Origin of the sequence: Streptomyces sp. Isolate_45 (genome assembly GCF_024721315.2) — a bacterium.
Lineage (GTDB): Bacteria > Actinomycetota > Actinomycetes > Streptomycetales > Streptomycetaceae > Streptomyces.
Genome location: NZ_JANFAK020000043.1, coordinates 17,070 through 43,909, shown reverse-complemented (window position 1 = coordinate 43,909; position 26,840 = coordinate 17,070). Strand labels below are relative to the sequence as shown.

Sequence of the window (26,840 nt, the reverse complement as noted above, 5' to 3'; positions counted from 1 at the left end):
ACGCCCGCCCCCTCGGTGCGAGGGGGCGGGCGTCCGTACGGGGCGTACGCGGGTCAGTGCGCGGCGGACTCCCAGTCGCCGCCGACGCCGACGGACACGTCCAGCGGGGCCCGGAGTTCCACGGCGGCGCCCATCTCGCGGCGCAGCAGTTCCTCGACCCGCTCCCTCTCGCCGGGGGCGATCTCCAGGACGATTTCGTCGTGGACCTGGAGCAGCATCCGCGACTTCAGGCCCGCGCCGGTGATGGCCTTGTCGACGCGGAGCATGGCCACCTTGACGATGTCGGCGGCGGTGCCCTGGATCGGGGCGTTCAGCGCCATCCGCTCGGCGGCCTCGCGGCGCTGGCGGTTGTCGCTGTTGAGGTCGGGCAGGTAGCGGCGGCGCCCGAAGACGGTCGCCGTGTATCCGGTGGCGCGGGCCTCGTCCACCACGCGCTGGAGGTATTCGCGGACCCCGCCGAACCGTTCGAAGAAGGTGTCCATCAGGCCGCGGGCCTCGGCGGGCTCGATGTTCAGCTGCTGGGCGAGACCGAACGCGGACAGTCCGTACGCCAGGCCGTACGACATGGCCTTGATCTTGCGGCGCATCTCGGCGTCGACCTGGGAGCGCTCGACGCCGAACACCTGGGAGGCCACGGTGGTGTGGAGGTCCTCGCCGGTGGCGAACGCCTCGATGAGGCCCTCGTCCTCGGAGAGGTGGGCCATGACGCGCAGCTCGATCTGGCTGTAGTCGGCCGTCATCAGCGACTCGTAGCCCTCGCCGACGACGAAGCCGCGGCGGATGGCCCGGCCCTCGTCGGTGCGCACCGGCACGTTCTGCAGGTTCGGGTCGGTGGAGGACAGTCGTCCGGTCGCGGCGACGGTCTGGCTGAAGCTGGTGTGGACCCGCCCGTCGGCGGCGATCGACTTGACCAGGCCCTCGACGGTGACGCGGAGCTTGGCCTGCTCCCGGTGCCGGAGCATGATCACCGGGAGTTCGTGGTCGGTCTGGCCGGCCAGCCAGGCCAGCGCGTCCGCGTCCGTGGTGTAGCCGGTCTTGGTCTTCTTCGTCTTCGGCAGGTCCAGCTCGCCGAAGAACACCTCCTGGAGCTGCTTGGGCGACCCGAGGTTGAACTCGTGGCCCACCGCGGCGTGCGCCTCCTTCACCGCCTGCTGGACGGCTCCGGCGAACTGCTGCTCCATGCCTTCGAGGTGGTCCCGGTCGGCGGCGATGCCGGCCCGCTCCAGCCGGGCCAGCAGCTCGGAGGTGGGCAGTTCCATGTCGTGGAGCAGTTCCGTCGCCCCGACCTCGTCCAGCTTCGCCGTGAGGGCGTCGCCGAGGTCGAGGACGGCGCGGGCCTGACCCATCAGGGCGTCCGCCTCGGCCGTCTCGTCGGCGCCGAAGGCCAGCTGCCCGTCGGCCGCGGCGGGCGCCAGCTCCCGGTGCAGGTACTCGTTGGACAGCACGTCCAGCGCGAAGGAACGCCGGCCCGGCTTGACGAGGTAGGCGGCGAGGGCGGTGTCCATGGTGACGCCGGCCAGCGTCCAGCCGTGCTCGGGGAAGACCCGCATGAGGCCCTTGGCGTTGTGCACGACCTTGGGCTTCTTCGCGTCGGCCGCCCAGGCGGCGAAGGCCTTCTCGTCGGCCTCGTCCAGTTCGGACGGTTCGAACCAGGCGGCCGCCCCGCCGGCCGCGGCCAGCCCGATCTCGCTGACGTTGCCCTGGCCCAGCGCCCAGCTGTCGACGGTGGACACGCCCAGCGGGCCCGCCCCGTGGCTCTCCAGCCACGGCGCCAGCTCGCCCGTGCCCAGCACCGAACCGTCCAGCTCCACGGCTGCCGCCGTCGGGGCCGGCGCCTCGTCCTCGGCCGCGCCCGGGTCCACGGCGAGCAGCCGCTCGCGCAGCGAGGCGTTGCGGATCTCCAGTACGTCGAGCACGCCGGTCACCGCGGACCGGTCGTACGGGGCCCGGGCCAGGTCCGCGGGGGTCTTCGCCAGCTCGACGTCCTTGACCATCTCGGTCAGGACCCGGTTGAGCTTGACGGCCTCCAGGTGGTCCCGGAAGTTCTGCCCGGCCTTGCCCTTGACCTCCTCGGCCCGCTCCACGAGCTCCGCGAACGACCCGAACTGGGTGATCCACTTGGCGGCGGTCTTCTCACCGACGCCCGGGATGCCCGGCAGGTTGTCGGACGGGTCGCCGCGCAGCGCCGCGAAGTCCGGGTACTGCTGCGGGGTGAGCCCGTACTTCTCCTCGACCTTCTCCGGCGTGAACCGGGTCAGCTCCGAGACGCCCTTGGTCGGGTACAGCACCGTCGTGTGCTCGGAGACCAACTGGAAGGAGTCACGGTCGCCGGTGACGATCAGGACGTCGAAGCCGAGGGCCTCGGCCTGCGTCGTCAGCGTCGCGATCACGTCGTCGGCCTCGAAGCCGTCGACCGCGAACCGCGGCACCTTCATCGCGTCGAGGAGCTCGCCGATCAGCTCGACCTGCCCCTTGAACTCGTCGGGGGTCTTGGAACGGTTCGCCTTGTACTCGGGGAACTCCGTCGAGCGCCACGTCTTGCGCGACACGTCGAACGCCACCGCGAAGTGCGTGGGCGCCTCGTCGCGCAGCGTGTTCGCCAGCATCGACGCGAAGCCGTAGATGGCATTGGTCGGCTGGCCCGTCGCGGTCGTGAAGTTCTCCGCGGGCAGCGCGAAGAACGCCCGGTACGCCAGGGAGTGCCCGTCCATGAGCATCAGGCGGGGGCGGTCCGCTGCGGTCGTCTGGTCGGTCTTCTTCGATGCTGAATCTGCCACGCCCCCGATCCTAGGCGCCCCCGCCGACAATTCCGGCGCGGACGATCGCGCTACGGCCGCCGCGGCCGCCCGGGGTCGGCTCGGGCCCGCCGGGGCCGGGCCCGCAGCGCCCCACCCGGCGCATCCGCCCCACGCGTCCGCCCCCGGCGCACCCCGTACCGGACCCGGCGGCCCCCGGCCGCCCTCCCCCGTCGCCGGCGCACGTGAAAGTATCGAAGGATGCGGTCGCACGTGCCGCACCCGTACGCACGCTCGAAGGAGAGCGCCATGGCGACCAAGCCGCCCTCAGGTGACCCGGTACAGGACGCGCCGCAGGTCACGCCGCCGCAGCACGCGGCCGCGGGCCTGCCGGCGATCGGCCACACGCTGAAGGTCGCCCAGGCGCAGATGGGCCTGGCCCGCACCGCCCGCACCCTCCTCAAGGTCAACCAGAAGGACGGCTTCGACTGCCCCGGCTGCGCCTGGCCCGAGGGCGACAAGCGGCACGCGGCGGAGTTCTGCGAGAACGGCGCCAAGGCCGTCGCCGAGGAGGCCACGCTGCGCCGGGTCACCCCCGCCTTCTTCGCCGCGCACCCCCTGGCCGACCTCGCCGGACGTTCCGGGTACTGGCTGGGCCAGCAGGGCCGGATCACGGAGCCGATGTACCTGCCCGAGGGCGGCGACCGGTACGAGGCCATCGGCTGGGACCGGGCCTTCGAGATCATCGCGGAGGAGCTGAACGCCCTCGGCTCCCCCGACGAGGCCCTCTTCTACACCTCGGGCCGCACCAGCAACGAGGCCGCGTTCCTCTTCCAGCTCTTCGCCCGCGAGTTCGGCACCAACAACCTGCCCGACTGCTCCAACATGTGCCACGAGTCCTCGGGCTCCGCGCTGAACGAGACCATCGGCATCGGCAAGGGCAGCGTCTCCCTCGAAGACCTCCACCAGGCCGACCTGATCATCGTCGCCGGCCAGAACCCGGGCACCAACCATCCCCGCATGCTCTCCGCCCTGGAGAAGGCCAAGTCGGCCGGCGCGAGGATCATCTCGGTGAACCCGCTGCCCGAAGCCGGCATGGAACGCTTCAAGAACCCGCAGACCCCGCTCGGCATGCTCAAGGGCACCGCCCTCAACGACCTGTTCCTCCAGATCCGCATCGGCGGCGACCAGGCCCTCTTCCGGCTCCTCAACAAACTCGTCATCGAGGCCGGCGACGCCACCGACGAGACCTTCATCCGCGAACACACCCACGGATACGAGGAGTTCGCCGCCGCCGCCAAGGAAACCGACTGGGCCGAGACCCTCACCGCGACCGGACTCACCCGCCCCGAGATCGAACGCGCCCTCGCGATGGTCCTCGCCTCGCGGCGCACCATCGTCTGCTGGGCCATGGGCCTCACCCAGCACAAGCACTCCGTCGCCACCATCCGCGAAGTCGTCAACCTGCTCCTGCTGCGCGGCGACATCGGCCGCCCCGGCTCGGGCGTCTGCCCCGTGCGCGGCCACTCCAACGTCCAGGGCGACCGCACCATGGGGATCTTCGAACGCCCCGCACCGGCCTTCCTCGACGCCCTCGACCGCGAGTTCGGCATCACCTCGCCCCGCGACCACGGCTACGACGTCGTCCGCTCCATCGAGGCCCTGCGCGACGGCCGGGCCAAGGTCCTCTTCGCCATGGGAGGCAACTTCGTCGGCGCCACCCCCGACACCGACGTCACCGAGGCCGCCATCCGCCGGGCCTCCCTGACGGTCCACGTGTCCACGAAACTCAACCGCTCCCACGCCGTCACCGGCCGCCGGGCACTGATCCTGCCCACCCTCGGCCGCACCGACAAGGACGTCCAGGCCTCCGGCAAGCAGTTCGTGACCGTCGAGGACTCCATGGGCATGGTCCACGCCTCCCGCGGCAACCTCGCCCCCGCCTCCCCGCGACTGCTCTCCGAGCCCGCCATCGTGGCCCACATGGCCCGCGCCGTCCTCGGCCGCGGCTCCACCACCCCGTGGGAGGAGTTCGAAGCGGACTACGCCGCCGTCCGCGACCGGATCGCCCGCGTGATCCCCGGCTTCGAGGACTTCAACGCCCGCATCGCCCACCCCGGCGGCTTCCGGCTCCCCCACGCCCCCCGCGACGAACGCCGCTTCCCCACCAGGACCGGCAAGGCCAACTTCACCGCCGCCCCCGTCGAGTACCCCCACCTGCCCACCGGCAGGCTGCTGCTCCAGACCCTGCGCAGCCACGACCAGTACAACACCACCATCTACGGCCTCGACGACCGCTACCGCGGCATCACCGGCGGCCGCCGCGTCGTCATGGTCAACCCCGAGGACGCCGCCGAGCTCGGCCTCGCCGACGGCTCCTACACCGACCTCGTCGGCGAGTGGAAGGACGGCGTCGAACGCCGCGCCCCCGGCTTCCGCGTCGTGCACTACCCGACCGCCCGCGGCTGCGCCGCCGCCTACTACCCGGAGACCAACGTGCTGGTCCCCCTCGACTCCACCGCGGACACCAGCAACACCCCCGCGAGCAAGTCCGTCGTCGTGCGCTTCGAACCGGCCTGATAGAACGACCCAGGACACAATGGTTAACGATCGTTGACGAACGGAGCCGGCCCATGGGCGAGCAGCACAGCGTGAAGTTCCCGCAGGAAGTCCTCGACGAGTACGCGGCCCTGGGCATAGACCTGCCCGCGCTGTTCTCCGCGGGCGACCTCGGCCGCCGGATGGAGATCCGCATCCTGGAGGCCTCGGCCGACCGGGTCGTCGCCACCATGCCGGTCAAGGGCAACACCCAGCCCTACGGACTGCTCCACGGCGGAGCCTCCGCGGTCCTCGCCGAAACCCTCGGGTCGGTCGGCGCGATGATGCACGGCGGCATCACCAAGGTCGCCGTGGGCGTGGACCTGAACTGCACCCACCACCGGGGCGCCCGCTCCGGCATCGTCACCGGCGTCGCCACCCCCGTCCACCGGGGCCGCTCCACCGCCACCTACGAGGTCGTCATCTCCGACGAGCAGGACCGCCGGGTGTGCACCGCCCGCCTGACCTGCCTGCTGCGCGACGCCGACCAGGCCGCCGCCGGGGCCTGACCCCACCGGACGGGGCCCGCGCCCTGCCGTACGCGCCCTGCCACGGGCCCGGAACCGCCCCACCCGGCGGCTCCGGGCCCGTTCCCGCACCCGGGGCGGCGCCGGCCACCGGCGCCCCACACCCGCCCGCACGAGGGATCCGGACCCGCGGGGCCCGCCAACCGCCCGGAATCCGCCACTCCGCGCATCGGGGGGCCACCACTGTTGTGTCACCGATGGTGACCGCCTACCGTCCCCCCATGGGGACCCAGCCACCCGCCGCGGTCCGGTACGGCTCCGCGGCCCTCCTCGCGGCGCTCGCCCTCTGCGGATGCACCGGCCCCACCTCGCCGGCCGCACCACCGTCGACCACGGCCACCACGCCCGGGACCGACCCCTCCACACCCGCACAGGTCTGCACGAGCCTGGTGTCCTACTGGGCGAAGGAGACCCTCAAGGGCAGCAAGTGGTCCGGTTTGGACTGGGAGCAGAAGGGCCTGTCCAACCAGCAGTACGACATCCACGAGGAAGCCGTCGCCGCAGGCCGCTCCGAGGAGCGAACAGCCGGGCGGGACAAGGCACTTGAGCTGATCGACCGACTCGTCGCGCGGCGCTGCGCCGAACGGGACGGGGCCACGGGCAGCTCGGAGTACCGAAACCCCCCGACGTGACGCGGGTCACCGGAATCCGCTCGCGCTGTCCGGCTTCCGGGCACGTGCCCCCGTACGACCGAACCGCAGGTCGCAGCCCTCCCGTGGCGCGAACCAAGATCGATCCGGCCGGAGTCGACCCCGCGCGTTCGTCACGCTGTGTATTACCCACGCCATACGGAATCCACCTTTTCCCCCCGGACAAAGCGACCCCCCGGATTCTTTCGGACACTCACCGCCACAATCGACCGAATTTGATCAGAGACAGGAGCATGAGGCCCTCAAGCCCCTTAGGGCAGCTGGTATTTCTCAGCATGTGGTCATTCTCCGGCGTTGCTTAACGCCCGATCTGTCCACACTCCCACCACGCATTCTTGCCCTTGGCATAACAAGAGCGTCACATCCTCCTTTCCCGGCTCCCCGTGCTCGCCACCTCGGGCCTAGAGTCACGGCCAGTCACCGCGCCGCCGGGCGCGAATCAGCACGGCCGTGTACCTCCCAGTGCGGCCCGGCGACCTAACGGCACCTCGACAAGAGGGCGCCGCGCCAGGGAAAGGAAGAATCGTGCGACACCGTTCTTTGCTCGTCCTCACCACCGTGATCACCACGGGAGCACTGACCCTCACCGCTTGCGGATCGCGCGACGGAGGCTCCACCGACAACAACGCCGACGGCAAGAAGACCGTCGTCGTCATCGGCGTGGACGCCCCCCTCACCGGCTCCCTCTCGGCGCTCGGCCAGGGCATCAAGAACTCGGTCGACCTCGCGGCCAAGACGGCCAACAAGAACAACGAGGTCCCGGGCATCGAGTTCAAGGTCGAGGCCCTCGACGACCAGGCCGTCCCCGCCTCCGGCCAGGCGAACGCCACCAAGCTCGTCGGCAACAAGGACGTCCTCGGCGTCGTCGGCCCGCTGAACTCGGGTGTCGCCCAGCAGATGCAGGGCGTCTTCGCCTCCGCCAACCTGGCGCAGGTCTCCCCCGCCAACACCAACCCCGCGCTCAGCCAGGGCGACAACTGGGGCAAGGGCGAGTTCAAGCGCCCCTTCAAGACCTACTTCCGCACCGCCGCCACCGACGTGGTCCAGGGCAAGTTCGCCGCCCAGTACCTCTTCAAGGACGCCGGCAAGAAGAAGGTCTTCGTCGTCGACGACAAGCAGACCTACGGCGCCGGCCTCGCCGCGATCTTCTCCGACGAGTTCAAGAAGCTCGGCGGCGAGGTCGTCGGCACCGACCACGTCACCGTGAAGGAGACCGACTTCTCCTCCACCGCCGACAAGGTCAAGTCCTCCGGCGCCGACTCCGTCTACTTCGGCGGCCAGTACCCCGAGGGCGGCCTGCTCGCCGACCAGATCAAGAAGACCGGCGCGCAGATCCCCCTCATGGGCGGCGACGGCATCCAGGACCCCGCCTTCATCACCGCCTCCGGTGAGGCCAACGAGGGCGACCTCTCCACCTCCATCGGTTACCCGGTCGAGAAGCTCCCCACCGCCAAGACCTTCATCGCCGACTACCAGGCAGCCGGCTACAAGGACCCGTACGCGGCCTACGGCGGCTACTCCTACGACGCCGGCTGGTCCGTCGTCCAGGCCGTCAAGGCCGTCGTCGCCGCCAACGGTGGCAAGCTCCCCGCCGACGCCCGCGCCAAGGTCGTCGAGGCCCTCGGCAAGGTCTCCTTCGAGGGTGTGACCGGCAAGGTCGCCTTCGACGAGAACGGCGACACCACCAACAAGCAGCTCACGGTCTACAAGGTCGAGGGCGGCAAGTGGGTCGACGTCAAGAGCGACACGTTCAACCAGTAATCCCCTAGCACCACGCACCACCCGCACCACCTGAACCACACCACCACCGCGCGAGGGCGCAAACAGCGCCCTCGCGCGGAGTCTTATCCGACACGCTCATCGGAGGCCCTGCGGTGCACGAACTGCCGCAACAGCTGGCCAACGGCCTGGCCCTCGGTGCCCTGTATGGCCTCATCGCCATCGGGTACACCATGGTCTACGGCATCGTCCAGCTCATCAACTTCGCCCACGGCGAGATATTCATGATCGGCGGCTTCGGCGCCCTCACCGCCTACGCCATCCTCCCGACCGGCACCTCCCTGCTGATCGCGATACCCGTCATGATCATCGGAGGCTCCCTCGTCTCCGTCCTCGTCGCCATGGGAGCCGAACGCTTCGCATACCGTCCCCTGCGCAGCGCACCCCGGCTCGCACCCCTCATCACCGCAATCGGCCTCTCGATCGCGCTGCAACAGCTCGTCTGGCAGTTCTACCCGGACGCCAAGAAGGCAGTCAGCTTCCCCGAGTTCAAGGGCGAGGCCTTCAAGCTCACCGACAGCCTCTCCATCCAGCGCGCCGACGCGTTCGTCCTCATCCTCGCCCCCCTCTGCATGCTCGCCCTCGGCGTCTTCGTCTCGAAGAGCCGCAGCGGCCGCGCCATGCAGGCCACCGCGCAGGACCCCGACACCGCGAAGCTGATGGGCATCAACACCGACCGCATCATCGTCATGGCCTTCGCCATCGGTGCCGCGTTCGCCGCCATCGCCGCCGTCGCCTACGGCCTCGACAAGGGCCAGATCAACTTCGAAATGGGCTTCATCCTCGGCCTCAAGGCGTTCACCGCAGCCGTCCTCGGCGGCATCGGAAACATCTACGGAGCCATGGTCGGCGGCGTCGTCCTCGGCCTCGCCGAGGCCCTCTCGATCGCCTACATCGAAGAGATCCCCGGCATGCAGCAGCTCGGCGGTGGAGCCTGGTCCAACGTCTGGGCGTTCGTACTCCTCATCGTCGTCCTCCTCGTGCGGCCGCAAGGCCTGCTCGGTGAGCGCGTCGCGGATCGGGCGTGAGAACCATGACCACCAACACCACCGAGACCTCCCCGGTCATCCCCCTCCCGGCCACCGCCGCACGCGCCCTCACCCTCGTCGGCGCACTCATCACCATCGCCTCCGCGTTCCTCGCCTGGACCTGGACCGACGCGTTCCCCGGTGACCTCACCGTCTACGGGTACCCCGCCGACCTCCAGATGCTCACCATCGTCGGCGGAGCACTCACCCTGCTCCTCGCCGCCACCGGCTACGGAATCCGCGGCCTCCGATGGCTGAACCCCTCCGGCGGCAACAACCCCACCTTCCTCGCGGCGTTCGGTTCCCTCGCCACGACGCTGTTCACACTCATCGCCATCACGGTCGAGCTCGGCGGACTCGCCAACCTCGAACCCGGCGGCTACGTCGCAGCGGCCGGCGTCATCCTCGCCTTCATCGGCGCCCTGGGCCTGCCCCTCGACCGCAAGCCCGTGGAAGACCTGCCCCGCTGGAACTGGTTCCTCGCCGTCATCGTCGGCATCGCCATCTACGCCCTCTACCGGCACATCCGCCTCGGACGCCGTGAGGGCAAGCTCCCCAAGGCCCGCGAGCTCCCCTCCTGGGCCGAAATCCTGATCGTCGCGGCAACCTTCGCCGTCGGCCTGTTCGTCGTCACGTACGGCATCGACACCCCCGACAAGGAACCGCAGCTCTTCTTCGCCTACCTGCTGATCGTCGCCTTCGCCACAGCCGCACTCACCAAGTCCGGTCTCGTCGAGCGCCTCTCCGCGATCATCGCCAAGCACCGCCAGGTCACGCTGATCGCCACCGCGGCCGCGGCCATCGCCTTCCCCTTCATCCAGCAGAGCGGCGACACCTACACGCTCATCGCGGTCAACATCCTGATCTTCGCGACCGTCGCCCTCGGCCTCAACGTCGTCGTCGGCCTCGCCGGTCTCCTCGACCTCGGATACGTCGCCTTCCTCGGCGTCGGCGCCTACGCCGCCGCCCTGGTCTCCGGCAGCACCGCCTCCGCCTTCGGCATCCACCTGCCCTTCTGGGCAGCGGTCATCGTCGGCGCCCTCGCCTCGCTCATCTTCGGCGTGGTCATCGGAGCACCCACCCTGCGCCTGCGCGGCGACTACCTCGCCATCGTCACCCTCGGCTTCGGAGAAATCTTCCGCATCGCCATGGGCAACCTCGACGGCACCTCCGGCCCGGACATCACCAACGGCCCCAACGGCATCCCCAACATCCCCCACCTCGAACTCTTCGGGTGGAACTTCGGGGAGTCCCACAACGTCGGCGGCATCGTCCTCGGCGCCTACGCCAACTACTACTTCCTGATGCTGCTCGTGATGGCCCTGGTCATCGTGGTCTTCGCCCGCGCCGGCAACAGCCGCATCGGCCGCGCCTGGGTCGCCATCCGCGAGGACGAGACCGCCGCCGAGGCCATGGGCATCAACGGCTTCAAGGTCAAGCTCATCGCCTTCGCCCTGGGCGCCACCCTCGCCGGCCTCGCCGGCACGGTCCAGGCACACGTCAACAGCACGGTCGTCCCCGAGAACTACGTCTTCGCCGGGCCCGTCCCGCCGAACTCCGCGTTCCTCCTCGCCGCCGTCATCCTCGGCGGAATGGGCACCATCCGCGGCCCCATCCTCGGCGCCGCACTGCTCTTCCTGATCCCCGCGAAGCTGGCCTTCCTCCAGGACTACCAGCTCCTCGCGTTCGGCATCGCCCTCATCCTGCTCATGCGCTTCCGCCCCGAAGGCCTCATCGCCAACAAGCGCGCGCAGCTCGAGTACCACGACGACACCGCTGGCCAGGCCCCCACGGACCTCGCCACCGCCAAGGCGGGTGCATAAGCCATGACGACCAGCGCGACCACAGACACCACCACCAAGACCACGGTTCTCGAAGCCAGCGGCGTCACCATGCGCTTCGGCGGCCTCACCGCGGTCAAGGGCGTGGACCTCAAGGTCAACGCGGGTGAGATCGTCGGTCTCATCGGCCCCAACGGCGCCGGCAAGACCACCTTCTTCAACTGCCTCACCGGGCTGTACGTCCCCACCGAGGGAACCGTCAGCTACAAGGGCACCGTCCTGCCGCCCACACCCCACAAGGTCACCGCGGCAGGCGTCGCCCGCACCTTCCAGAACATCCGGCTCTTCCACAACATGACCGTGCTGGAGAACGTCCTCGTCGGACGCCACACCCGCACCAAGGAAGGCCTCTGGTCCGCCCTCCTGCGCGGCCCCGGCTTCAAGAAGGCCGAAGCCGCCAGCGAAGTACGGGCCATGGAACTCCTGGAGTTCATCGGCCTCCAGCACAAGGCCCAGCACCTCGCGAAGAACCTGCCGTACGGCGAGCAGCGCAAGCTCGAAATCGCCCGCGCCCTCGCCAGCGACCCGGGCCTCATCCTGCTCGACGAGCCCACCGCCGGCATGAACCCGCAGGAAACCCGCGCGGCCGAGGAACTCATCTTCGCCATCCGCGACATGGGCATCGCCGTCCTCGTCATCGAGCACGACATGCGCTTCATCTTCAACCTCTGCGACCGCGTCGCCTGCCTCGTCCAGGGCGAGAAGCTCATCGAGGGCACCGCGGCCGAGGTCCAGGGCGACGAACGCGTCATCGCCGCCTACCTCGGCACCCCCTTCGAAGGCGCCCCCGGCGCCGAGGAGGACGCCCAGGTCCAGGCCGCCGAAGCCAACGCCGAGGCGGCCACGGCCCACGAGGTCGCGACCCCGGCCACCGAAGCCCCGGCGGAGGTCGAAGCCCCCACGGAGGCCGAGACCCCGGCCGACGTCCACGCCGACGCCGACGCCCCCGCAGCCCCCGAGGCCGACGCGGACGCCGAAGCCACCCCGGCGGCCGACGCGGACACGGACAGCACCACCGGCACCACCAGCACGGAAGGAGAGACCAAGTGACCGCACTCCTCAAGGTCCAGGACCTCAAAGTCGCCTACGGCAAGATCGAAGCCGTCAAGGGAATCTCCTTCGAAGTCAACCAGGGCGAAATCGTCTGCCTCGTCGGCACCAACGGCGCCGGCAAGACCACCACCCTGCGCACCCTCTCCGGGCTCCTCAAGCCCACCAGCGGCAGCATCGTCTTCGACGGCCAGCCCCTGGCCAACGTCCCCGCCCACAAGATCGTCGCCATGAAGCTGGCCCACTCCCCCGAGGGACGCCACATCTTCCCCCGGCTGACGATCACCGAGAACCTCCAGCTCGGCGCCTTCCTGCGCACCGACAAAGAGGGCATCGAGAAGGACATCCAGCGCGCCTACGAGCTCTTCCCCATCCTGGGAGAGCGCCGCAAGCAGGCCGCCGGCACCCTCTCGGGCGGCGAGCAGCAGATGCTCGCCATGGGACGCGCGCTCATGTGCCAGCCCAAGCTGCTCATGCTGGACGAGCCCTCCATGGGCCTGTCCCCGCTCATGATGCAGAAGATCATGGCGACCATCGCCGAACTCAAGGCCACCGGGACCACCATCCTGCTGGTCGAACAGAACGCCCAGGCGGCCCTCTCGCTGGCCGACAAGGCGCACGTGATGGAGATCGGCAAGATCGTGCTCTCGGGCACCGGCCAGGAACTCCTGCACAACGAGGACGTCCGCAAGGCCTACCTCGGCGAGGACTGACCGCACCCCGCACCCGCACCAACGCCGTGAGGCCCGTCTCCCCTCGGGGGGAGACGGGCCTCACGGCGTATGGCGGACCACCGGCCTACTTGGCCGCGTTCTGCTGCTGCTTCTTCTCCTCGGCGTCCTCGATGACCGCCTCGGCGACCTGCTGCATGGACATGCGACGGTCCATGGAGGTCTTCTGGATCCACCGGAAGGCCGCGGGCTCGCTGAGCCCGTACTGGGTCTGCAGGATGCTCTTGGCCCGGTCGACCAGCTTGCGGGTCTCCAGACGCAGGGAGAGGTCCGCGACCTCCTTCTCCAACGCCTTCAGCTCGGCGAAGCGGGAGACGGCCATCTCGATGGCCGGCACGACGTCGCTCTTGCTGAACGGCTTGACGAGGTACGCCATGGCACCGGCGTCACGGGCCCGCTCGACCAGGTCGCGCTGCGAGAACGCGGTCAGCATCAGCACGGGGGCGATGGACTCCTCCGCGATCTTCTCGGCGGCGGAGATCCCGTCCAGGACGGGCATCTTCACGTCCAGGATGACGAGGTCCGGCCGGTGCTCGCGGGCCAGCTCGACGGCCTTCTGACCGTCCCCGGCCTCACCGACGACGGAGTACCCCTCCTCCTCCAGCATTTCCTTCAGGTCGAGACGGATGAGCGCCTCGTCCTCGGCGATGACGACGCGCGTCGTCAGCGGCGGAACGTGCGACTGGTCGGCGTCGGGCGTGGGCGTCGACTCGTGCTCGGCGGTCACGGGGGCTCCTCTTTGCGGGGCATAACAGCTCCCCCGAGCCTACCGAGCTCCTGTAAGGTGGTGGCACGCAGGGTTCCCGTAGCCCTTCGTTTCTTAGGCCCCAGTACTCCAACTGGTCAGAGAGGCCGCTCTCAAACAGCGGACAGTGTGGGTTCGAATCCCACCTGGGGCACTTTTCCTTTATTTCGAAGGTCACGCGAAAACGCGTGACCTTCACTCGTTTCAGCGAAGCGCGCAGAAATGCACAGCATGAGCGAATTGCACGTTGCAGCGTCGAGCTCATGTACGACACCAACACGCGCCTGCACGCTCTCGGGCTACTCGCCGAGGGGCGCAGCATGAACTCGGTGAGCCGGGAGACCGGGATATCCCGAGCAGCGATCCGCGCCTGGCAGGTCCGACTGGAGCCGCTCCCCCACCGGAACCGGTGGGCCCCTTGCGATGGTCGGCCTGCCGACCCGTCGGCCTACGCCTATCTCCTCGGCCTCTATCTCGGCGATGGTTGCATCAGCGCCCACCCCCGAGGTGGCCACCTTCTGCGCATCGCGTGTGCCGACGCCTGGCCCGGACTGATCGAGGAGTGCCGGGCGGCCGTCCGGGCGGTGCGGCCGTCCGACAAGGCCTACGTATTGCAGCGCCAAGGCTGTGTCAACGTCACCAGCTACGGGCGGCACTGGACGTGCCTGTTCCCGCAGCACGGGCCGGGGAAGAAGCACGAGCGGCGGATCGTCCTCGAAGACTGGCAGCAGGAGATCGTCGACGCGCACCCCTGGGAGTTCATCAAGGGGCTGATCCACTCCGACGGGTGCCGGAGCATGAACTGGACCGTCCGCAACGGCAAGCGGTACGAGTACCCCCGCTACTTCTTCACCAACAAGTCGGACGACATCCGGAAGCACTGCACCGACACCCTCACCAAGGTCGGCGTCGAGTGGACGGTCCTGGCTCGGGGCGGTGACCCCTTCAACGTGTCCGTCGCGCGCAAGGCGTCCGTCGCGCTCATGGACGCCCACGTCGGGCCGAAGCACTGACCCCCGGCCCCGGTGCGCGGGGCCGCGCGTAGGGTGCGTGAAGGACTCGGCACCGTGAGAAGGGGACTCCGTGATGAGCGAGAAGGCTCGCAAGCTGTTCGAGGCGTTGGATCTGAACCACGACGGGCAGCTGACGCGGGTGGAGGTGATCAGCGCGTTGCGGGCGCAGGGGCCGACGCTGGCGGCTCGGGGCGATCTGCCGTTCTGGGGTGTGGGTGATGCGGACGCGTCGTCGGCGTTGTTCGACGAGGCGGATCAGAACGGGGACGCGGTGTTGTCGTTCGAGGAGTTCGCGCGGGTGGTGGACCGGCGGTTCGGTTGGTAGGTGGGGTGGGGGTCCAGGTCCTGCCCGGTGGGGCGTGGCCGGTGTGATTGGGTGAGGATGGCGCCATGGCCACCGAACCCGTGCGGATTCCCATCGATCAGCTTCGTCGTGCTTTGGACGTGGCGCTTCGGCACATTGAAGCGTCGGCCGGACCCACCGTGACGCTCGAGGAAGATCTCTTCTGGTCTGTCCCGGCCGACGAGTTGTACAGCATCGGCGCCGAGCCCCGGGCCTTCACGATCGGGGAGCTTTCGGAGTCGTGGCAGCACCTTGAGGATCTGCTTGCTCATCAGGATCGGGCCGTGGGGCACCACTTGGTGTGGCTTGCCGACGTGATCCGGGCGATCGGTCAGGACGTTCCTTGACAGGGCTGCTGACGGGTCGGGGGCGGATTCACGGGCGGGGCGAGGAATCGGATCGGGGCTAGTTCTCGGTTTCGGTGTGGTGGACGCGTAGGCCTCGGCTCAGGTAGTTGAGGAGGGCGCTGGGGTGGTCGTCGGAGTTGGTGTGGAGCCGGACCTGCTGGACGGTTTCGGCGTCGAGCGGGGTGGTGGCCCATGCCTGTTCGAGGGCGAGGGTCAGGGCGTGGCCGCCGAGTCCTCGGCCGATGTGTTCGGGGAGCAGGCCGAAGGTGCGGATCTCGACGTCGCCGCCGGGGTGGGGTTCGAGTGCGGTGATGCCGATCGGCTCGTCGGCGAGGGTGATGAGCCAGTACTGGCGGTGGGGGTTGGTGCGGGCCAGTTCGTCCCACTGTTGGTCGGTGCGGGTGGAGCTGCGCCATCCGTGGGCGGCTCCGACGCGGGCCTGGACGGTTCGCGCGAGGGCGGTGAGGCCTGCTTCGCGGCGGAGTTCCATGGCGGGTACGGGGCGCCCCGGGCGCAGTTCGCCGGGGTCGGTCATCTCCAGGTGCGTGATGGTGCGGGCCATCGCGTCACCGTACCCGCGCCGTGCGGCGGGCGGGGGTGGGGGTGGGGGCGGGGCCCCTCCGGCTTGCCGGGTGGGCCGCTGGTGGGTGGTGCGGGTCGCCGGCAAGTTGTGGAGGGACGGGGTGGGTCAGCGTACGGCGTCGCCGATGTGGTGGATGCGGACGAGGTTGGTCTTGCCGCTGACGCCGGGGGGTGAGCCGGCGGTGATGACGACGATGTCTCCGGGTACGCAGCGTCCGATGCGCAGGAGTTCTTCTTCGACTTGGGCGACCATGGCGTCGGTTGAGTCGACGTGGGGGCCGAGGAAGGTTTCGACGCCCCAGGTGAGGTTGAGTTGGGAGCGGGTGGCCTGGTCGGGGGTGAAGGCGAGGAGGGGGATGGGTGAGCGGTAGCGGGAGAGTCGGCGGACGGTGTCGCCGCTCTGGGTGAAGGCGATGAGGAATTTGGCGCCGAGGAAGTCGCCCATTTCGGCTGCGGCGCGGGCGACGGCTCCGCCTTGGGTGCGGGGTTTGTTGCGTTCGGTGAGGGGCGGGAGGCCCTTGGCGAGGATGTCTTCCTCGGCGGCTTCGACGATGCGGGCCATGGTGCGGACGGTTTCGATGGGGTGTTTGCCGACGCTGGTTTCGCCGGAGAGCATGACGGCGTCGGTGCCGTCGATGACGGCGTTGGCGACGTCGGAGGCTTCGGCGCGGGTGGGTCGGGAGTTGTCGATCATCGAGTCGAGCATTTGGGTGGCGACGATGACGGGTTTGGCGTTGCGCTTGGCGAGTTTGACGGCGCGCTTTTGGACGATGGGGACTTGTTCGAGGGGCATTTCGACGCCGAGGTCGCCGCGGGCGACCATGATGCCGTCGAAGGCGGCGACGATGTCGTCGATGTTGTCGACGGCTTGGGGTTTTTCGACCTTGGCGATGACGGGGAGGCGGCGGCCTTCCTCGTCCATGATGCGGTGGACGTCCTTGATGTCGTGGCCGCTGCGGACGAAGGAGAGGGCGATGACGTCGGCGCCGGTGCGTAGGGCCCAGCGGAGGTCTTCGATGTCCTTGTCGCTGAGGGCGGGGACGGAGACGGCGACTCCGGGGAGGTTGAGTCCTTTGTGGTCGGAGACCATGCCGCCTTCGATGACGCGGGTGTGGACGCGGGGTCCGTCGATGGCGGTGACTTCGAGGGTGACGCGGCCGTCGTCGACGAGGATGCGTTCGCCGGTGGTGACGTCGGTGGCGAGTCCTTTGTAGGTGGTGCCGCAGGTGTGGCGGTCGCCTTGGTGGTCTTCGACGGTGATGGTGAACTCGTCGCCGCGTTCAAGGAGTACGGGGCCTTCGCGGAAGCGGCCGAGGCGGATCTTCGGGCCTTGAAGGTCGGCGAGGATTCCGACGCTGCGGCCGGTTTCGTCGGAGGCCTTGCGTACGTGGTGGTAGCGCTCCTCGTGTTCGGCGTAGGTGCCGTGGCTGAGGTTGAAGCGGGCGATGTCCATTCCGGCTTCGACCAGGGCTTTGATCTGGTCGTACGAGTCGGTGGCGGGGCCCAGGGTACAGACGATTTTGGCTCGGCGCATGGGTCGAGCGTATGCCCCTACCAGGGAGTAGGAAATTGGTTGTGGGTGTCTGCTCAACAACCTTTGGGCGAAAGCTTGTTGACAACTGTTGAATGTGCATGGGGGTGCTCATCGGAGCACCCCCGTGGCGCGTTTTTGTCCGGTTTCGCTCGTGGCTTCTTCGGGCTGTCAGAGTTGCGGCGGGGTCATGGTGAAGCGGGCGTTCACCTGTGCGTGGACGGTCTGGCGCTGGGGTTCGAGGTCGAGGGGCGGGGGGGTGTCGTCCTCGATGGCGCCGGCGAAGGCCATGCTGCGCATCGCGCTGCCGCCGGCGCGGGCGAAGGGGGTGTCGTTCTCGGTTTCGATGTCGGCGAGTTCGACGAGGGCGGCGAGGTCGGCGCCGAGGGCGTGGGCGTATTCGCGGGCGCGTTGGACGGCTTCGAGGACGGCTTGGCGGCGGGCTTCGCCGTGGGCGGGTGAGGTGGGGCGCAGGGCCCACCAGGGGCCGTCGACGCGGGTGAGTTCGAGGTCGGCGAGGCGGGTGGTGAGTTCGCCGAGGGTGGTGAAGTCGTTGAGTTCGGCGGTGATGTTGACGCGGCCGTGGTAGGCGCGGACGCGTTCGGCGCGGCCGTGGCGGGTGAGTTCGGGGGTGATGGAGAAGGCGCCGGTTTCGAGTTTTTCGACGGGTTCGCCGTAGCTCTTGAGGAGTTCGAGGACGGTGTTGTTGCGGCGGGTGAGGTCGTCGAGTGCGGTGCGGCGGTCGGTGCCGCGGGCGCTGACGGTGATGGTGATGCGGGCGATTTCGGGGTCGACTTCGAGGTGGGCTTCGCCGCGGACGGCGACGCGGGGTACGTCGGGGGTTCCGTAGGGCTGGTGTGCGGTGTCGTGGGTCATGTTTTCCACTGTCGCACCGTGGTTGGTGGGGGGTGTGGTCATCGGATCGAAACCTGGTGGGGGTGTTGCGGCTTGTTACTGGTGGGTCAGAATCTACGCGCGTTGTTCAGGGCCTCACGAGGGAGATGGCATGACGTTCGACCGTAGGAAGTTCATGGGGGCTTCGGCCGCGACGGGTGCGGCCGTGGCGTTGGCGGGGGCCACGAGCACTCCGGCCGCCGCCGCGCAGGAGCACGGGGACGTGAAGGGGAAGGGGCCGCGGACGTACGCGTTCACGGTGATGGGGACGACGGATCTGCACGGGAACGTCTTCAACTGGGACTACTTCACGGACAGGGAGTTCGACGACAAGGCGCACAACGATGTGGGTCTGGCGAAGATCTCGACGTTGGTGGATCGGGTGCGGGCGGAGAAGGGGCGTCGGAACACGCTGCTGATCGATGCCGGTGACACGATCCAGGGGACGCAGCTTTCGTACTACTACGCGAAGGTGGATCCGATCACGGCGCGGCGCGGGCCGGTGCATCCGATGGCGCAGGCGATGAACGCGATCGGGTACGACGCGGCGGCGCTGGGGAACCACGAGTTCAATTACGGGATTCCGGTGTTGCGGAAGTTCGAGGAGCAGTGCGACTTCCCGTTGTTGGGGGCGAACGCGCTGGACGCGAGGACGCTCCGGCCGGCGTTCGCGCCGTACAGCATGCACCGGTTGCGGACGCCGTTCGGGCGGGACGTGAAGGTGGCGGTGCTGGGGCTCACGAACCCGGGGATCGCGATCTGGGACAAGGCGCACGTGCAGGGGAAGATGACGTTCCCGGGGCTGGAGGAGCAGGCGGCGAAGTACGTGCCGCGGCTTCGGTCGATGGGTGCCGATGTGGTGATCGTGTCGGCGCATTCGGGGTCGAGCGGTACGTCGAGCTACGGGGACCAGTTGCCGCACGTGGAGAACGCGGCGGGTCTGGTGGCGGAGCAGGTGCCGGGGATCGACGCGATCCTGGTGGGGCACGCGCACACGGAGATCGCGGAGTACCGGGTGAAGAACCGGGCGACGGGCAAGGACGTGGTGTTGTCGGAGCCGCTGAAGTGGGGGCAGCGGTTGACGCTGTTCGACTTCGAGTTGGTGTGGGAGCGGGGCTGCTGGTCGGTGTCGAAGGTCGCGGCGAAGGTGTTGAACTCCAATGCCGTGGAGGAGGATTCGAAGATCACGCGGTTGTTGTCGGACGAGCACCGCAAGGTGGTGGCGTACGTCAACCAGGTGATCGGTACGTCGACGCGGGCGATGTCGACGGCCGAGGGGCCGGTGAAGGACGTGCCGGTGATCGATCTGATCAACCACGTGCAGGCGGAGACGGTGCGGGCGGCGTTGTCGGGTACCGAGTGGGCGGCGTTGCCGGTGGTGTCGCAGGCGTCGTGTTTCTCGCGGACGGCGTCGATACCGGCGGGTCAGGTGACGATCCGGGACGCGGCGGGGTTGTACCCGTTCGAGAACACGCTGGAGGCGCGGCTGCTGACGGGTGCGCAGTTGAAGGACTACCTGGAGTATTCGGCGCGGTATTACGTGCGGACGGCGCCGGGTGCGCCGGTTGATCCGGCGGCGTTGACGAACGCGGAGGGGATTCCGGACTACAACTACGACGCGGTGTACGGGTTGGCGTACGAGATCGACGTGGCGCAGCCGGTGGGGTCGCGGATCGTGGGGTTGTCGTTCGCGGGGAAGCCGGTGGATCCGGCGGGGCGGTTCGTGTTGGCGGTGAACAACTACCGGGCCTCGGGTGGGGGTAACTTCCCGCATGTTCCGCAGGCCAGGCAGTTGTGGGCGGATTCGGACGAGATCCGTAACACGATCGTCCAGTGGGTGAGGGCGAAGGGGACGGTGGATCCGTCGGGGTTCGCCTCGGTGGATTGGCGGCTGACGCGGGCCGGGGTGCCGGTCTTCTAGCGGGGCCGCCGTTCGGGGGGGTCAGGGGTGTTCGACGAGCGGGAGCAGCTCGCCTGCGGGGTGGGGGCGGGTGTGCTCCCGCTGTTCGAGGCCGAAGGTGGTGAAGGCGGTGCGGTGGGGCTGGGGGTAGGGCTCCTTGTCGGTGAGGGTGTTGAGGATGGCGGCGCTGCGCCAGGCGGCGAGGCCGAGGTCGGGGGCTCCGACGCCGTGGGTGTGGCGTTCGCCGTTCTGGACGAAGACGCTGCCGGTGACGGAGGGGTCGAGGATCATGCGGTGGCGGTCGTCGATGCGGGGGCGGCCGGAGGAGTCCTTGCGGAGGTAGGGGTCGAGGCCGGCGAGGATGCGGGTGAGGGGGCGTTCGCGGTAGCCGGTGGCGAGGACGACGGCGTCGGTGGTGAGGCGGGAGCGGGTGCCCTGCTGGGTGTGTTCGAGGTGGAGTTCGATTTTGGTGGTGGCGACGCGGCCGGCGGTGCGGACGTTGACGCCGGGGGTGAGGACGGCGTCGGGCCAGCCTCCGTCGAGGGTGCGGCGGTAGAGCTCGTCGTGGATGGCGGCGATGGTGGCGGCGTCGATGCCCTTGTGGAGTTGCCATTGGGCGGGGACGAGTTGGTCGCGGACGGGTTCGGGGAGGGCGTGGAAGTAGCGGGTGTAGTCGGGGGTGAAGTGTTCGAGGCCGAGTTTGGAGTACTCCATCGGGGCGAAGGAGGGGGTGCGGGCGAGCCAGCTGAGGCCTTCGCGGCCGGTGGGGCGGCTGCGGAGCAGGTCGAGGAAGACTTCGGCGCCGGATTGGCCCGATCCGATGACGGTGACGTGTGCGGCGCCGAGGATGCGTTGGCGGTTGTCGAGGTATTCGGCGGAGTGGATGACGGGGACGGTGGGTGCTTCGGCGAGGGGGCGCAGGGGTTCGGGGACGTGGGGGGCGGTTCCGATGCCGAGGGCGAGGTTGCGGGTGTAGGCGCGGCCGAGGGCTTCGGCTTCGCCGTCGGGGTCGATCCGGGTGTAGTCGACTTCGAAGAGGTCGCGTTCGGGGTTCCAGCGGACGGCGTCGACCTGGTGGCCGAAGTGGAGTCCGGGGAGGCGGCCGGCGACCCAGCGGCAGTAGGCGTCGTATTCGGCGCGTTGGATGTGGAACTGCTCGGCGAAGTAGAAGGGGAAGAGCCGTTCCTTGTGTTTGAGGTAGTTGAGGAAGGTCCAGGGGCTGGTCGGGTCGGCGAGGGTGACGAGGTCGGCGAGGAAGGGGACTTGGAGGGTGGCGCCGTCGATGAGGAGGCCGGGGTGCCAGCGGAAGTCGCGGCGTTGGTCGTAGAAGGCGGTGGCGAGGGGGCCGATGCCTTGTTGGGGGAGGCCGTGGGCGAGGGCGGCCAGTGAGAGGTTGAACGGGCCGATTCCGATTCCGACGAGGTCGTGGGGGGCGTCGAGTGGGGCGGTCATCGGTGGGTCCTGCCTTCCAGGAGGGTGACGAGGGTTTCCAGGTCCTGTGCCGTGGTGTGGGGGTTGAGGAGGGTGGCTTTGAGCCACAGTCGGCCGTCGGCGGTGGCGCGGCCGAGGACGGCGGTGCCGTCGTGGAGGAGGGTTCGGCGCAGGGTTGCGAGGTGGTCGTCGTCCGTGGGGGTGGGCCGGAAGAGGACGGTGGTGAGGGTGGGGGGTGCGTGGAGTTCGAAGCGGGGGTGTGCGTCGAGGAGTCCGGCGAGGTGGTGGGCTGCGGTGGTGGTGCGGTCGATGAGGTCGGCGAGGCCGTCGCGGCCGAGTGAGCGCAGGGTGACGGCGATCTTGAAGGCGTCGGGGCGGCGGGTGGTGCGCAGGGAGCGGCCGAGGAGGTCGGGGAGGCCGGCTTCGGTGTCGTCGGTGGCGTTGAGGTAGTCGGCCTGGTGGGCGAGGGGGGTGAGCAGTGCGCGGTCGGGGACGACGAGGAGTCCGGCGGCGACGGGCTGCCAGCCGAGTTTGTGGAGGTCGACGGTGAGGGATCGGCCGCGGGTGAGGCCGTCGACGGTGTGGCGGTGGCGGGGGCTGAGGGCGAAGGGGCCGCCGTAGGCGGCGTCGATGTGGAGGTCGGCGCCGTGGTGGTCGCAGAGGTCGGCGAGGGCGTGGAGGGGGTCGACGAGTCCGGCGTCGGTGGTGCCGGCGGTGGCGGTGACGAGTACCGGGCCGGTGGTGCGGGCGAGGGCTTCGGCGAGGGTGGCCGGGTCGAGGGTGCCGGTGGGGGTGGGCAGGGCGGTGGCGGTGGGCAGGCCGAGGAGCCAGGCGGCGCGGGGTACGGAGTGGTGGGCGTTGGCTCCGTGGAGGACGGTGAGGTGGGGGCCGTGGCGTTCGCGGGCGAGGAGGAGGGCCAGTTGGTTGGCTTCGGTGCCGCCGGTGGTGAGGAGGGCGTCGGGGTGGGGGGTGTCGTAGAACTCGGCGGCGAGGGTGCGGGTGAGTTCGGCTTCGATGGTGGAGGCGGCGGGGGCCTGGTCCCAGGAGTCGAGGGAGGGGTTGAGGGCGCTCGCGGCGAGGTCGGCGGCGGTGGCGACGGCGAGCGGCGGGCAGTGCAGGTGGGCGGCGCACAGGGGGTGGGCCGGGTCGGCGGCGCCGGCGGCGAGGGTGTGGACGAGGGTGCGGAGGGCTTCGTGGTCGCCGGTTCCGTGGGTGGGGAGTACGTCGCCGAGTGCGGTGCGGACGCGTGCGGTGACGGTGTCGGGGCCGCCGGCGGGGAGGGGGCCGCCGCGTTCGCGGGTTCCGGTGCGCAGGGCGGTGAGGACGGTGTCGATGAGGGGCCGCAGGGCGTCGGGTCCGCCGGGGCCGCCGGCGAGGGCCGGCGGTGGGGGCGTCGGGGTGCGGGGCGGCTCGGTCATCGGGGGTCCTTCACGCGGCTGGGCGGGGACAGCGTGGTCCTCGCCCGATACAACGATCAGACCCGAATGGGGTAACCGCCGGGGTTTGTCCGGTCCGGTGGTGTCGGCCGGGCGTTCGATCGAACGGCTGCGGAGGAACCCGGGGCCGCAGGTCGGGGGCCGGGGGCCGCAGGCCGGGGGCCGCCTCCGGCGCCAGGGCCCGGGGATCGGGCCAGGGGCCGGGGCCGGGGCCGGAGCCGGAGCCGGGGCCAGGGCCGGAGCCGGGGCCAGGGCCCGGGCCAGGGCCGGAGCCGGAGCCGGAGCCGGAGCCGGAGCCAAAGCCAGGGCCGGAGCCGGAGCTAGGGCCAGGGCCAAGGCCGGAGCCGGGGGCCGGGGCCAAGGCCGGAGCTAGGGCCAGGGCCAAGGCCGGAGCCGGGGGCCGGGGCCAGGGCCGGGGCCAGAGCCAGGGCCGGAGCCGGAGCCAGGACCAGGGCCGGAGCCGGAGCCAGGACCAGGGCCGGAGCCGGAGCCAGGACCAGGGCCCGGGGACCGGGGACCGGGGACCGGGGCACGGGCCGGGGAGCGGGCGTGAACCGGAGGCCGGGGCCGGGGCCGGGACGGGGCTCGGGGACGGGGTTCTGCGGCGGGTGTCCGCCGGACGCTGCCCTGGGGGCGGCGTCCGGCGGGGTGGGTCAGGTGGTGGTGCGGATGCGGAGGGCTCGGGCGAGGTCGTCGAGCTGGTCGACGAGCTTGCGGCGCAGCAGCGGGATGAGGTCGGGGTCGTCGAGGCAGGTGTGTCCGGCCCGGAGGTTGGCTTCGTCGATGGCGTGCGCCGGGAAGGCCCAGCGGCCCGCGGCTTCGGCGATGGCGGGGCCGCGGCGGGCTCCGAGTGCGACGGCTTCGGGGTAGTAGCGGGGGACGTAGTCCTGTACGAGGTCGGCCTGTTCGGGCTGCCAGAAGCCTTGGGCGGTGGCGGTGAAGAGGTAGTTGGAGAGGGTGTCGTCGTGGAAGAGGCGCTGCCAGGCGGCGGCCTTGGCCTCGGGGGTGGGCAGGGCGGCGCGGCAGCGGGCGGCGCCTTCGCTGCCGGTGGCGCTGGGGTCGGCGGCGAGGGCGGCGTCGATGGTGTCCTCGTCGGCGGCGCCGAGGACGCTGAGGCGGGCGAGGACGCGCCAGCGCAGTTCGGGGTCGAGTTCGGGGCCGCCGGGGACGGTTCCGTCGGCGAGCCAGCCGGCGAGGGTGTCGGGCTGGGTGGCGCTGTCGATGAGGACGCGTACGGCGGCGAGACGCAGGCCGGGTTCGTCGCCGTCCTCGGTGCGGCGGAGCAGGTCGCGGGTGAGGGAGGTGATGAGGGTGAGGGCGGCGCCGCGTTCGGTGGGGGCGAGGTAGCGGTCGGCGATGTGGGTGCGGGCGAAGCCGAGGACGCCCTGGACGATGGCGAGGTCGCTCTCGTCGGGCAGGTGGGCGTCGGCGGTGGTGAGGTAGGCGCCGGGTTCGAGTTCGCCGTCGCGGACCATGTCGCGCAGGGAGCCCCAGACGACGGCGCGGGTGAGGGGGTCGGGGAGGTTGGAGAGGCCGCGCAGGGCGGTTTCCAGGGAGAGTTCGTCGAGGCGGATCTTGGTGTAGCCGAGGTCGCCGTCGTTGAGGACGAGGAGGTCGGGGCGGCGGCCGCTGCCGGAGAGGACCTCGTCGGAGGGGACGTCGATGCCGAGGAGTTCGCCGCGTTCCAGGAGGCCGTCGGGGGCCCTGTGGTAGGTGCCGGCGGTGATGTGATGGGGGCGGCTGCCGTTGTGGTCGACGGTGAGGGTCCAGCCGCCGGGGCTCTCCTCGATGCGGGGGGTGAGGGTGTCGACGCCGGTGGTGCGGAGCCAGACCTGGGCCCAGGCGTGGACGTCGCGGTCGGTGTGGGTGGCGAGGGAGTCGACGAAGTCGGCGAGGGAGGCGTTGGCGAACTTGTGGCGGGCGAAGTGGGTGTTGATGCCGGCCAGGAAGTCCTTCTCGCCGAGCCAGGCGACGAGTTGGCGCAGGGCGGAGGCGCCCTTGGCGTAGGAGATGCCGTCGAAGTTGAGGAGGGCGGAGGCGGTGTCCGGGACGTCCTCGGGGGCGGGGGCGACGGGGTGGGTGGAGGGGCGTTGGTCGGCGTCGTAGCCCCAGGGCTTGCGGACCATGCCGAATTCGGTCCAGGTGCCGGTGAAGCGGGTGGCTTCGGTGAGGGTCTGGTAGCCCATGTACTCGGCGAAGGACTCGTTGAGCCAGATGTCGTCGAACCAGGCGAGGGTGACGAGGTCGCCGAACCACATGTGGGCCATCTCGTGGGCGATGACCATGGCGCGGCTCTGGCGTTCGGTGTCGGTGACGGCGGAGCGGAAGACGAACTCGTCGCGGAAGGTGACGAGGCCGGGGTTCTCCATGGCGCCGGCGTTGAATTCGGGGACGAAGGCCTGGTCGTAGGAGTCGAAGGGGTAGGGCTCGGCGAACTTCTCGTGGTAGCGGTCGAAGCAGTCGGTGGTGACGGAGAGGATCTCTTCGGCGTCGGCGTCGAGGTGGGGGGCGAGGGACTTGCGGCAGTGGATGCCGAAGGGGAGTCCGGCGTGTTCGGTGGTGATGCTGTGCCAGGGGCCGCCGGCGACGGCGGCGAGGTAGGTGGAGATGACGGGGGTGGGGGCGGACCGCCAGATGCCGGCGCCGTCGGTGTCGCGGTCGCCGGTGCGGGTGGTGATGCCGTTGGCGAGGACGGTCCAGTGGGCGGGGGCGGTGACGGTGAACGCGAAGACGGCCTTGAGGTCGGGCTGGTCGAAGGCCGGGAAGACGCGTTGGACGTCGTCCATGAACATTTGGGAGTAGACGTACGTTTCCCCGTCCGCGGGGTCGGTGAAGCGGTGCAGGCCCTCGCCGGTGCGGGAGTAGCGCATGCGGGCGTCGACGCGCAGCTCGTGGTCGCCTTCGGTGAGGCCGACGAGCGGGAGGCGGTTGTCGGTGAGGGCGGCGGTGTCGAGGGGCCGGCCGTCGAGCGTGGCGGAGCGCAGTTCGTCCGGTTTCAGTTCCACGAAGGTGTCTCCGGCGGCGCGGGCCGCGAAGCGGATGACGGTGGTGGAGTCGAAGGTGTCGTCACCGGTGGTGAGGTCGAGGGTGACGGCGTAGTGGTGGACGTCGAGGAGCTGGGCTCGGAGCTGCGCTTCGTTGCGCGTCAGTGCGGACATGGGGCCATGCTGCCCGAAGGGAGCGCCCGGACCCAGGGGGTATCGGTGGGTGGCGTCGGCGTCGGCCGGGGGCGGTGGGTGGCGGGCGCCTTCCTCGGCGCCCGCCGCGGGGCTCAGTCCTCGCCCGCCGCGATCGTCTCGTGGTGGCGGATGACCTCGGCGATGATGAAGTTGAGGAGCTTCTCGGCGAAGGCCGGGTCGAGCTTGGCGTTCTCGGCGAGCTGCCGCAGCCGGGCGATCTGGCTGGCCTCGCGGCCGGGGTCGGCGGGGGGCAGCTGGTGGCGTGCCTTGAGGTGGCCGACCTGTTGGGTGCATTTGAAGCGTTCGGCGAGCATGTGCACGACGGCCGCGTCGATGTTGTCGATGCTGTCGCGCAGGCGGGACAGTTCCGCGGCGACGTTCTCGTCGATATCGCTGTTGTTCATGGTTCCCGAGAATACGTGGCGTGCGGGACCGTCTTTCCGGGGAGCCGGTCCGTGAGACGGGGCGGAGCGTGGGCCATGACCGGGCCGGTGCCGGTG

The 26,840-nt window shown here is 70.0% G+C and carries 21 protein-coding genes and 1 tRNA gene; 13 read left to right on the top strand and 9 right to left on the bottom strand.

Translation table 11 applies throughout. From position 1 onward, the window contains the following. Positions 1-53 precede the first annotated feature (53 nt). A complete protein-coding gene (gene polA, locus NOD94_RS16550) occupies positions 54-2,777 on the bottom strand; it encodes a DNA polymerase I (RefSeq protein WP_281206700.1) in 2,724 nt (907 codons plus the stop codon). 267 nt (positions 2,778-3,044) lie between these two features. Here polA and NOD94_RS16545 point away from each other — a divergent pair, with 267 nt between their 5' ends. From NOD94_RS16545 to NOD94_RS16510, 8 genes are all read left to right on the top strand, one after another. Next, on the top strand, positions 3,045-5,315 hold the full coding sequence (locus NOD94_RS16545; protein ID WP_281206699.1) for an FdhF/YdeP family oxidoreductase: 2,271 nt from the start codon (positions 3,045-3,047) through the stop codon (positions 5,313-5,315). Positions 5,316-5,368: 53 nt separating this feature from the next. After that, positions 5,369-5,842 carry a hotdog fold thioesterase gene (locus tag NOD94_RS16540; protein ID WP_281206698.1) on the top strand — a complete coding sequence of 158 codons (474 nt, stop codon included), beginning with the start codon at positions 5,369-5,371 and terminating at the stop codon, positions 5,840-5,842. A 239-nt stretch (positions 5,843-6,081) separates the two neighbouring features. Then, entirely contained in the window at positions 6,082-6,492 is a 411-nt protein-coding gene (locus NOD94_RS16535) for a hypothetical protein (protein WP_281206697.1), read from the top strand. 543 nt (positions 6,493-7,035) lie between these two features. Beyond that, positions 7,036-8,271 (top strand): branched-chain amino acid ABC transporter substrate-binding protein, encoded by a 1,236-nt coding sequence (locus tag NOD94_RS16530; RefSeq protein WP_281206696.1) that lies wholly within the window; start codon positions 7,036-7,038, stop codon positions 8,269-8,271. Between the two features lie 113 nt (positions 8,272-8,384). Continuing rightward, complete coding sequence (locus NOD94_RS16525) at positions 8,385-9,317, top strand: branched-chain amino acid ABC transporter permease (RefSeq protein ID WP_281206695.1); 933 nt, start codon at positions 8,385-8,387, stop codon at positions 9,315-9,317. 5 nt (positions 9,318-9,322) lie between these two features. Beyond that, the gene (locus NOD94_RS16520; RefSeq protein WP_281206715.1) at positions 9,323-11,140 is read left to right on the top strand and encodes a branched-chain amino acid ABC transporter permease; all 1,818 of its coding nucleotides are present in this window, start codon (positions 9,323-9,325) and stop codon (positions 11,138-11,140) included. Positions 11,141-11,143: 3 nt separating this feature from the next. After that, a complete protein-coding gene (locus NOD94_RS16515; protein WP_281206694.1) occupies positions 11,144-12,208 on the top strand; it encodes an ABC transporter ATP-binding protein in 1,065 nt (354 codons plus the stop codon). Further along, positions 12,205-12,921: an ABC transporter ATP-binding protein gene (locus NOD94_RS16510; RefSeq protein ID WP_281206693.1), complete on the top strand. Its 717-nt coding sequence runs from the start codon at positions 12,205-12,207 to the stop codon at positions 12,919-12,921. The genes NOD94_RS16515 and NOD94_RS16510 overlap by 4 nt, the downstream gene beginning before the upstream one ends. 85 nt (positions 12,922-13,006) lie before the next feature. Here the strand turns inward: NOD94_RS16510 and NOD94_RS16505 are convergent, their stop codons facing one another. After that, positions 13,007-13,666 (bottom strand): response regulator, encoded by a 660-nt coding sequence (locus tag NOD94_RS16505; protein WP_281206692.1) that lies wholly within the window; start codon positions 13,664-13,666, stop codon positions 13,007-13,009. A 97-nt stretch (positions 13,667-13,763) separates the two neighbouring features. On the opposite strand from NOD94_RS16505, the gene NOD94_RS16500 reads away from it, so the two are divergent. From NOD94_RS16500 to NOD94_RS16485, 4 genes are all read left to right on the top strand, one after another. Beyond that, positions 13,764-13,838: transfer RNA gene (locus NOD94_RS16500), tRNA-Leu, on the top strand. Positions 13,839-13,947: 109 nt separating this feature from the next. Beyond that, on the top strand, positions 13,948-14,697 hold the full coding sequence (locus NOD94_RS16495; protein WP_281206691.1) for a helix-turn-helix domain-containing protein: 750 nt from the start codon (positions 13,948-13,950) through the stop codon (positions 14,695-14,697). 73 nt (positions 14,698-14,770) lie between these two features. Further along, positions 14,771-15,022: an EF-hand domain-containing protein gene (locus NOD94_RS16490; RefSeq protein ID WP_281206690.1), complete on the top strand. Its 252-nt coding sequence runs from the start codon at positions 14,771-14,773 to the stop codon at positions 15,020-15,022. Between the two features lie 65 nt (positions 15,023-15,087). Next, positions 15,088-15,387 carry a hypothetical protein gene (locus NOD94_RS16485; RefSeq protein WP_281206689.1) on the top strand — a complete coding sequence of 100 codons (300 nt, stop codon included), beginning with the start codon at positions 15,088-15,090 and terminating at the stop codon, positions 15,385-15,387. Between the two features lie 58 nt (positions 15,388-15,445). On the opposite strand, the gene NOD94_RS16480 is transcribed toward NOD94_RS16485, so the two are convergent. The 3 genes from NOD94_RS16480 to NOD94_RS16470 all read right to left on the bottom strand — a co-directional run bounded on the left by NOD94_RS16480 (position 15,446) and on the right by NOD94_RS16470 (position 18,376). After that, on the bottom strand, positions 15,446-15,949 hold the full coding sequence (locus NOD94_RS16480) for a GNAT family N-acetyltransferase (protein ID WP_281206688.1): 504 nt from the start codon (positions 15,947-15,949) through the stop codon (positions 15,446-15,448). 126 nt (positions 15,950-16,075) lie between these two features. Next, positions 16,076-17,503: a pyruvate kinase gene (gene pyk, locus NOD94_RS16475; protein WP_281206687.1), complete on the bottom strand. Its 1,428-nt coding sequence runs from the start codon at positions 17,501-17,503 to the stop codon at positions 16,076-16,078. Between the two features lie 168 nt (positions 17,504-17,671). Continuing rightward, positions 17,672-18,376 (bottom strand): SIMPL domain-containing protein, encoded by a 705-nt coding sequence (locus tag NOD94_RS16470; RefSeq protein ID WP_281206686.1) that lies wholly within the window; start codon positions 18,374-18,376, stop codon positions 17,672-17,674. A 130-nt stretch (positions 18,377-18,506) separates the two neighbouring features. Between NOD94_RS16470 and NOD94_RS16465 the strand changes: the two genes are divergently transcribed. Then, a complete protein-coding gene (locus tag NOD94_RS16465; RefSeq protein WP_281206714.1) occupies positions 18,507-20,315 on the top strand; it encodes a 5'-nucleotidase C-terminal domain-containing protein in 1,809 nt (602 codons plus the stop codon). 21 nt (positions 20,316-20,336) lie between these two features. On the opposite strand, the gene NOD94_RS16460 is transcribed toward NOD94_RS16465, so the two are convergent. The 4 genes from NOD94_RS16460 to NOD94_RS16445 form a co-directional block, all read right to left on the bottom strand. After that, positions 20,337-21,746: a SidA/IucD/PvdA family monooxygenase gene (locus tag NOD94_RS16460; RefSeq protein WP_281206685.1), complete on the bottom strand. Its 1,410-nt coding sequence runs from the start codon at positions 21,744-21,746 to the stop codon at positions 20,337-20,339. Continuing rightward, a complete protein-coding gene (locus NOD94_RS16455) occupies positions 21,743-23,143 on the bottom strand; it encodes an aminotransferase class V-fold PLP-dependent enzyme (RefSeq protein ID WP_281206683.1) in 1,401 nt (466 codons plus the stop codon). The genes NOD94_RS16460 and NOD94_RS16455 overlap by 4 nt, the downstream gene beginning before the upstream one ends. Before the next feature lie 671 nt (positions 23,144-23,814). Beyond that, complete coding sequence (pepN, locus tag NOD94_RS16450) at positions 23,815-26,319, bottom strand: aminopeptidase N (protein ID WP_281206682.1); 2,505 nt, start codon at positions 26,317-26,319, stop codon at positions 23,815-23,817. 113 nt (positions 26,320-26,432) lie between these two features. Continuing rightward, a complete protein-coding gene (locus NOD94_RS16445; protein WP_281206681.1) occupies positions 26,433-26,744 on the bottom strand; it encodes a chorismate mutase in 312 nt (103 codons plus the stop codon). Positions 26,745-26,840 lie beyond the last annotated feature (96 nt).